The sequence below is a fragment of the Brachyspira sp. genome (assembly GCF_029258575.1).
Lineage (GTDB): Bacteria > Spirochaetota > Brachyspiria > Brachyspirales > Brachyspiraceae > Brachyspira.
Window position 1 is genome coordinate 1 of the sequence record NZ_JARHYI010000052.1, and the last position, 7,793, is coordinate 7,793.

Here is a 7,793-nt window from a genome sequence, read left to right on the forward strand (position 1 = left end):
AGAACACAGCAGCTTCTGAAAGCAGAATCAGAGATACTGATATGGCTGAAACTTCTGTTAAATTCGCTAAAGATCAGATCTTAAGTCAGGCTAACTTAGCTATGTTGGCTCAGGCTAACACTATAACTCAAGGTGCTTTACGTTTGATTCAGTAATAATCAAGATAATGCGTTTATAGCATACTAATTTAAAAATAGCTGGTCTCATTTTATAATGGGACTGGCTATTTTTATTTTAAAGTTTTAATTAAATCCCCGCCCTTTATATTTATTGCTTATATTAGTATTTATAAATCTTAATTGTTTCTTTATTAAAAAAGAAAAAGCATGCCCGCCCAAGTGTTGATTAAATTTATAGTCTATTTAACGCACGGTAAATGAAATTTAAAGAATGATAAAATTTGAATTATAAGTAAATTTATATTTTTAGCTTTATTCTGCGTGCGTAGTGACTAGTTTAAAATTTAAATAAAGCTAGGGTGGGTGCTGAAATTAAAAATTATTCAAAAAAGGACTTTAAAGCTGAAATTTCAATTAGAACAGAAAGATTAGAGGGTGGGGGTGAGAAAAGATTTTAAAATTTTTATGAAGCTTCCAAAATATAATTACAATGCTGATAATTATGTTTTTAGAAATTTATAAAATTATCATCTTAATATTTAAGACTATCATTTTTTTTAAAACTGTATTATATTAAAAAAACACTAAAATATTAAAAGGAATTATTTATATGGGAATTTCTATTATGATCAATATTATAATATTGCTTGCTTTAATAGCTTTATTATACTTCATGCAAAAAAAACATATCAATTTCGCAGTTAGAGTTTTATCAGCTTTAGTTTTGGGATTGATTCTAGGATTTGTTCTTAGAACTGTTTATTCAAGCAATATGGAAATAGTAAATCAAAGTATCATTTGGTATAATGTTGTTGCAAGCGGATATGTAAGACTTTTACAAATGTTGGTAATGCCTTTGATTTTCGTATCTATAACTATGGCATTAATCAATATCAAGGGTACTAATACCAATTTGGGTAAAATAACTCTTGTAATAATAGGTATATTGATAATAACTACAGCAATATCAGCTTTTGTAGGTTTTCTTACTGCTAAAGGTTTTGGATTAGATGCGTCTAAACTTCAATCTATAGTAGGTGATATATCACAAGGTGCTTTATCCTATGAGGGCAGATTAGAAGAGTTTTCATCAAGACCTGTTCCTCAGCAGCTTTTGGAAATCATTCCTACAAACCCATTTGCATCTTTAGCTGGTATGGGAGATTCTGCTACACTTTCCGTAGTTTTCTTTGCAGCTTTAGTTGGAGTTTCTGCTTTGGGAATAAGAAAGAAAAAGCCTGAATCATTTGAGTTCTTTTTGAAAATTATGCAGTCTTTGCATGATATAGTGATGAAAATAGTAGCTTTTGTAATGAGATTAACACCTTATGGTGTATTAGCTCTTATGGCTAAATTTATGGCTACTAGTGATTTGCATGCATTTGTACAATTAGGGCAATTCCTTCTAGCTTCTTATATAGCTATAATAATTATGCTTATAGTTCATAGTATAATACTTGTAATATTCGGCTATAATCCTATGAAGTATTATAGTAAGGCATTTGCCACTTTAGCATTTGCATTTTCTTCAAGAACAAGTGCTGGTACTTTGCCTTTAACAATATCTACATTAAAAGATAAAATGGGAATATCAGAAGGTGTATCTAATTTATCAGCTTCTCTATCTGTAACAATAGGGCAGAATGGCTGTGCTGGTATTTATCCTGCTATGGTAGTTGCCATGATAGCTCCTACTTTGGGTATTAATCCTCTTGAACCTTCCTTTTTAATAAAGGCTGTAGTTATAATTGCGATAGGAAGTTTTGGTATAGCAGGAGTTGGGGGAGGAGCTACTAATGCCGCTTTGATAACTCTTTCTGCTTTGGGTTTTCCTGTTGGTTTGGTAGCTATACTTCTAGGAATAGAGCCTCTCATAGATATGGGAAGAACTATGCTCAATGTCAATGATGGTATGATTACTGCAGCTGCTGCTGGTAAAATATTCAAAGAAGTTGATATGGATAAATTTAACTCTAATGATACTTCTTCAAATGATGCAGAAATTATATAACAATTAACTATAACAAATAAGAAGCATTATCTTTTATTAGATAATGCTTTTTATTTATATTTGTAATTATTTTGCTGCATTTCCAGTAACATTCAATGAGTCCCAAGTTCTTGCAAAAGGGGGAGCATAGCATAAATCTAGCATTCCAAGTTCATCTACTGTAATACCAGCATGTATACAAGCTGCTATAACATCAGCTCTTAATACAGCACCTCTTTTTCCTAATATCTGTCCTCCAATTATCTTTCTGCTGTCTGCCATATATACCAATTTTATATGCAAATCCTGATAATCAGGGTAATAATGCGTATGATCTATATCTTTTACAGTAACAGTTTTATAATTAATGTTTCTTTTTTTAGCTTCTTCTTCTGTTATTCCAGTTCTTGCCGCTTCAAGCTCAAATGCAAGTATACAGGCACTTGTTAAGCTTCCTATAAATTTTTCATGTCCTCCTAGTAAATTACTAGCAACCATTCTTCCAAGTTTATTCGCTCCAGTAGCAAGAGCAGCATAATTTTGTTCATCTAATACTCTGTCATATATACTAGCACAATCTCCCGCAGCATATATAGAATCTATACTTGTTTTTCCTTCTCTATCAACTAGTATAGCACCATTATCCATTAATTGTATTCCAGCATCTTTTGCCAAGTCGCTATTAGGTTTTACCCCTATAGAAACAACGACATAATCGGTATCATATTTTCCTTTATCTGTGATTACAGCCTTAACATTATTATTATTATCAGCTTCTAATGATGTAACTTTTTCATTAAGACGCAAATCAACATTTTCTTTTATATGCTCTATAACCATATCCGAAAATTCTTTATCGAATTTATTTCCGAATACTCTCTCGGAACGTTGTATTATAGTAACATTCTTTCCTATATGTTTTAAAGCATGAGCTGCTTCAATAGCTATGAATCCAGCACCTAATACCACAACATTTTTAATATTGGAATCTTTCATTTTTTCTCTCATATCTATTGCATCATTAAACTCTTTTAAAGTTGATACATTTCCGATATTAATGTTAAGTATATTTGGTATTATAGATTTAGCACCTGTAGCTATTAGAAGAGAATCATAGCTGTCTTCAAATTCTTTATTATTATCTATATCTTTAACTAATACTTTTTTATTTTTAGCATCTATTTTTAATACTTCATGTTTTACTTTCAAATCTATTCCAGACTTTATAGTAGCTTCTGCAGTTCTTGCTATCATTGTATTATAACTTTCATAAAATCCTCCTACATAATAAGGCATTCCGCATGCTCCCCAAGATACAATATCAGTTTTTTCATACACTGTTATCACAGCTTCCTTATCTAATCTTCTAGCTTTAGCAGCAGCACTCATTCCAGCAGCTACTCCACCTATTATTATAACTTTTTTCATTTTTAACTCCTTTTTTATATACCTATATATAGTATATTAAAAATGTTTTCTTTGTCAATTTCCTATTTGATTCTACATCATATTATTTTAAATTTAAAGCTAAAATTATAATAATATTACAGTTATTTAATAAAAATACTTATAACTTATGAAATTAAGATATTATACAATTTTATAATAATATCAAAAAAGTTGAAAAAAAATAATGCTAAACATATACTAATAGCATTAAAATTTATTTTAAGGGAATAATTTTTTATGTCAGATGATAGTCTTCAGAGTAAAGTAGATAATATGATATCATACTATAAGAATCTATGTGAAAGAGATCCTAATAACTATAACGCTAAAATTGATTTTGGTGTATTTTATACTCAGCTTGGTAATCATAAAGATGCTATAGAATTATTTAAAGAGGCATTGCTTATAAATAATACTGACTATTCTATATGGAGGCTTATAGGTATATCATATACTAAATCAAAAAATTATGAAGATGCTATTTATCATCTTGAAAAAGCGTATGAAATTGAGAATAATGATTATATTAGTCTTAATTGGCTTGGAAAATGCTATATAGAAGCTTCAAGATATGAAGATGCTGTTAATGTTTTGAATAAATCATTTATGATATCTCCAAAAGAATATCTTAATTGGCGTACATTGGGAATAGCTTTATATCATTTAAAAAGAATAGATGAGGCTATAGAATCTTTTGAAAGGGCTATGGAACTTAATAAATATGATTATGACAGCCTTTATATGCTTGCTATTTCATATAAGGAAAAATATGAATATCAGAAGGCTATAGATATATTCGAAAAGATCATTGAAATAGAAAAAGATAATTATTCTGCATATTTTAATATGGGTTTTTGTTTTTTTATGCTTAATGATTTTAATAGTTCTTTAACTTGTTTTAGAAATGCTTTGAATATAGATGATAAGGATTATTTATTGTATTATTATATTGGAGCTTCTTTCTATGAGCTTAAAGATTATATGAATGCTATATACAATTTAAATAAGGCTTTAGAAATTAATAAAAAACATTTATCATCATATTATTATTTAGGATTATCATATTATTATGCAGGACTTTATGATAATGCTTTGATTGTATTGGAAGAATGCATTGAAATAGGAAGTAGCAGAGAAATATATATATTACTTGCAGATATATATAATGCTATGGGAGATAGAGATAAGTCTATATCAGTATTAAATAAATCTAAAGAGTTTGAACCTTAATTATTGGTTTGCTCTTTATCTTCTAAATTTTTTTGATTAATTATAATACCATATCCACTTATTTCTAATAGGTATTTATCATCTAATTTTATTATGAAATTTTTGTCTTTTCTTTCTATATCTGTTATTTTAGAAGCAGGGTATTCATTGGCAATTATATTAACCATAGATTTATGCAAACAACTTCTAGGTATTCCATTAGTTTTGGCTTGATCATTTATAACACTTATTTTTTTCCATAATCCTGTTTCATAGAATATAAATTTATATCCGAAATCTATATCTACCTCATAACCGTTACCATTTTGATATAATGCGACTGTTTCTATATTGTTTCCTGGAAAATTGAGATTCAAAAAATTTCTTGCTCTCAATGGCAGGGAATTTGCTGTTATGACCTGAGCATATATATTTACACTAAATATCAATAATATTAATTTTATATATTTCATATTTCCTGTTTACTATTCTCGTATTTTATAATTTTTATATTAGAGTTTTTTATTATAAGTGTTCACTGTATCAGCTATTTCTTCATTTGAAATATTATTAATAATGTCATTATACTCTTTGATTAAAAAATCATATTCTTCATCATTGAATAATTCATCATAATAATTCTTCTTTAACAATAAAGTATTATAATTATTAAATAAGATGCTACATTTTATTTTTAAATTAAAAAAAATAATTATATAATAATATAATAATAAAAAAATATATATTGACAACTATAAAATTATTAAATTGATATAATAAAAAAAGACCCATACAAATAATTGTACGAGTCTTTTAATATAAATAAGCTATAAAAATTATTTCATAGCATTAATTTTCTTCATAATATCAGATTTTCTTGCACTAGCTCTGTTAAGATGTATAACAGATTTTCTAGCAGCCTTATCCAAAGCACTTGAATATTTTTTGTATTCTTCCATTGCAGCAGCTTTATCATTACTATCTATAGATTTTATCACTCTTTTTTTCTGAGTATTTAAAAAGCTTTTAATTTTTCTATTATAAAGATTTCTAACTTCATTTTGTCTTAATCTTTTAGATGCAGAAGCTATATTAGGCATTTATTTTCTCCCTGTTAAAATAAAAAGCGGAGTTGACGGGGCTCGAACCCGCGGCCTCCTGCGTGACAGGCAGGCGCTCTAACCAAACTGAGCTACAACTCCAATTAGTTAAGGAATGGTTTGTATTATATACTAATTATAATTTTTGTCAAGTATGAAATTTAAAAAAAATATAATTAATATAAAAAAAGTGAAGCTTAAAAATTAAACTTCACTTCTATATATTATTTTTATATTATTATACTTCTACATCTTTACTGTAATCAATACCATCTTCTTCAAAACCATGCATATTCATATAATCTTTTCTAAATAGTGTCAAATCGGCCATTTCTTTTAAATTATCTTTTGTTAATTTATTCCAAGAATCTAGAACTTCTTTTTGAATATCATCTCTCATTTCCCAATCATCTAATCTTATTTTATTTTCGCTATCAACTGGTATTTCTTTGCCGTTATAAAGTTTTTCACTCATAAGTCTGTACATTTGTTCGATACAGCCTTCATGAAGTCCTTTATTTTTCATCACTTTGAATAATATTCCTATATATAGAGGAACTGTAGGGATAACAGCGGAAGATCTAGTTACAACTGCTTTATTAACAGATACATATGCATGTCCTTTGATTTTTTCCTGCATCTTTTTATCTAATTCATGAGCAGTAGATTCAAGATGATCTTTAGCTTTTCCTATAGTACCTTCTCTATAAATTGCTTTTGTTATTTCAGGACCTATATAAGAATAAGCTACATTAATAGCATTTTCTGATAACAAATCGGCATTTAATAGAGCATCTGTCCATAATTGCCAATCTTCTCCTCCCATAACCTTTATAGTAGATTGTATATCATCTTCAGTGGCAGGATCAATAGATACATCTAATAATTCTTCAGTAATAAAATCAACTCCTATACCATTATATTTTTTACCTATAGGTTTTAAAGCTGATCTATAAAGTACTCCTGTAGATTCATCTGTTCTCACAGGGGCTGCCAAACTATATATTACCAAATCTATTTTTTCACCTTTAAAAAATGATTTAGCTTCTTTAATGACTTCTTCTTTTGAAGCATTTAAAAAAGCATCTAGTATCAAGTTTTTATCTTCCAAGCCGTCTTTTTTAGTACAAGCTGTAAAAGCTTCATTATTATACCAACCAGGAGTGGCTGTTCTTTTACCAGTAGCTTCTTTTTCAAATGATACACTTATAGTCTTTGCACCTAATCCATATACTGCTACTATTCTGCTTGCAAGTCCGTATCCGCCTGAAGCTCCCAATATAAGAGCATTTTTCACATTAGATTTTATTTTAGGCTGAGATTTTACATAATTAATTTGATTTTCAACTTCTTTAGCACAGCCTAGAGGATGGGCAGTGGTACATATATTATTTAATATTTTTGGTTCAATTACCATAATTGTTTCTCCTATATTTTAAACGTATTTTTATATATTTTTTTAATCAATCTTATCATTAAATACTTTATAATAAAATTGTTTTTTTTTCAATTAAATTAGTTATAAAATTTGTATAATGAAATTCTAAATTTAAATAACACTTGGGTGGGGGCAGAAATTTCTAATGAAACTATAAAATAATTAAAGTAGAAATTTATAGTAAAACGAAAAAGAATAAAGGGCGGGGTATGTAAATAAGTTTTAAAATTTATTTTCAAGCCCAATTTTGCTTAATTAGAATTTATTTAATATATATAATTTAAATAAACTTTTTTATATTTCATTATAAAGTTAGTATTATAAAAATATTGTTTTGATAAATTGTATTAATTATTATAGCACTTTATTAAATTTATGTTATTATAATGATGAGAAAATTGATTGGAGATTTATCATTATGAAAAAATTATATCATAATCTATATGTCGGAGGAGATATGGATTGTATAGAGTTTAAAGGAGCTATTG

The 7,793-nt window shown here is 27.7% G+C and carries 8 protein-coding genes and 1 tRNA gene; 3 read left to right on the forward strand and 6 right to left on the reverse strand.

Going from position 1 to position 7,793, the window contains the following annotated elements:
• Together Q1J76_RS04315 and Q1J76_RS04320 are read left to right on the forward strand one after the other, a co-directional pair.
• The coding region (locus Q1J76_RS04315; RefSeq protein ID WP_300367351.1) for a flagellin at nt 1–155 on the forward strand (155 nt) is incomplete at its 5' end.
• Nucleotides 156–729: 574 nt separating this feature from the next.
• Nucleotides 730–2,130 (forward strand): L-cystine transporter, encoded by a 1,401-nt coding sequence (locus tag Q1J76_RS04320; RefSeq protein WP_300367337.1) that lies wholly within the window; start codon nt 730–732, stop codon nt 2,128–2,130.
• A 66-nt stretch (nt 2,131–2,196) separates the two neighbouring features.
• Here the strand turns inward: Q1J76_RS04320 and Q1J76_RS04325 are convergent, their stop codons facing one another.
• Entirely contained in the window at nt 2,197–3,537 is a 1,341-nt protein-coding gene (locus Q1J76_RS04325; RefSeq protein WP_300367339.1) for a CoA-disulfide reductase, read from the reverse strand.
• 258 nt (nt 3,538–3,795) lie between these two features.
• Between Q1J76_RS04325 and Q1J76_RS04330 the strand changes: the two genes are divergently transcribed.
• Nucleotides 3,796–4,788 (forward strand): tetratricopeptide repeat protein, encoded by a 993-nt coding sequence (locus Q1J76_RS04330; protein ID WP_300367341.1) that lies wholly within the window; start codon nt 3,796–3,798, stop codon nt 4,786–4,788.
• Here Q1J76_RS04330 and Q1J76_RS04335 read toward each other — a convergent pair.
• From Q1J76_RS04335 to fabV, 5 genes are all read right to left on the reverse strand, one after another.
• Nucleotides 4,785–5,240, reverse strand: a complete 456-nt coding sequence (locus tag Q1J76_RS04335; RefSeq protein WP_300367343.1) for a PepSY-like domain-containing protein — start codon at nt 5,238–5,240, stop codon at nt 4,785–4,787. The two genes, Q1J76_RS04330 and Q1J76_RS04335, sit on opposite strands and share 4 nt — an antisense overlap.
• 39 nt (nt 5,241–5,279) lie before the next feature.
• A complete protein-coding gene (locus Q1J76_RS04340; RefSeq protein WP_300367345.1) occupies nt 5,280–5,420 on the reverse strand; it encodes a hypothetical protein in 141 nt (46 codons plus the stop codon).
• Between the two features lie 183 nt (nt 5,421–5,603).
• On the reverse strand, nt 5,604–5,867 hold the full coding sequence (rpsT, locus tag Q1J76_RS04345) for a 30S ribosomal protein S20 (RefSeq protein WP_300367347.1): 264 nt from the start codon (nt 5,865–5,867) through the stop codon (nt 5,604–5,606).
• Between the two features lie 27 nt (nt 5,868–5,894).
• A tRNA-Asp gene (locus tag Q1J76_RS04350) sits at nt 5,895–5,969 on the reverse strand.
• A 136-nt stretch (nt 5,970–6,105) separates the two neighbouring features.
• Nucleotides 6,106–7,284: an enoyl-ACP reductase FabV gene (fabV, locus tag Q1J76_RS04355; protein WP_300367349.1), complete on the reverse strand. Its 1,179-nt coding sequence runs from the start codon at nt 7,282–7,284 to the stop codon at nt 6,106–6,108.
• Nucleotides 7,285–7,793 lie beyond the last annotated feature (509 nt).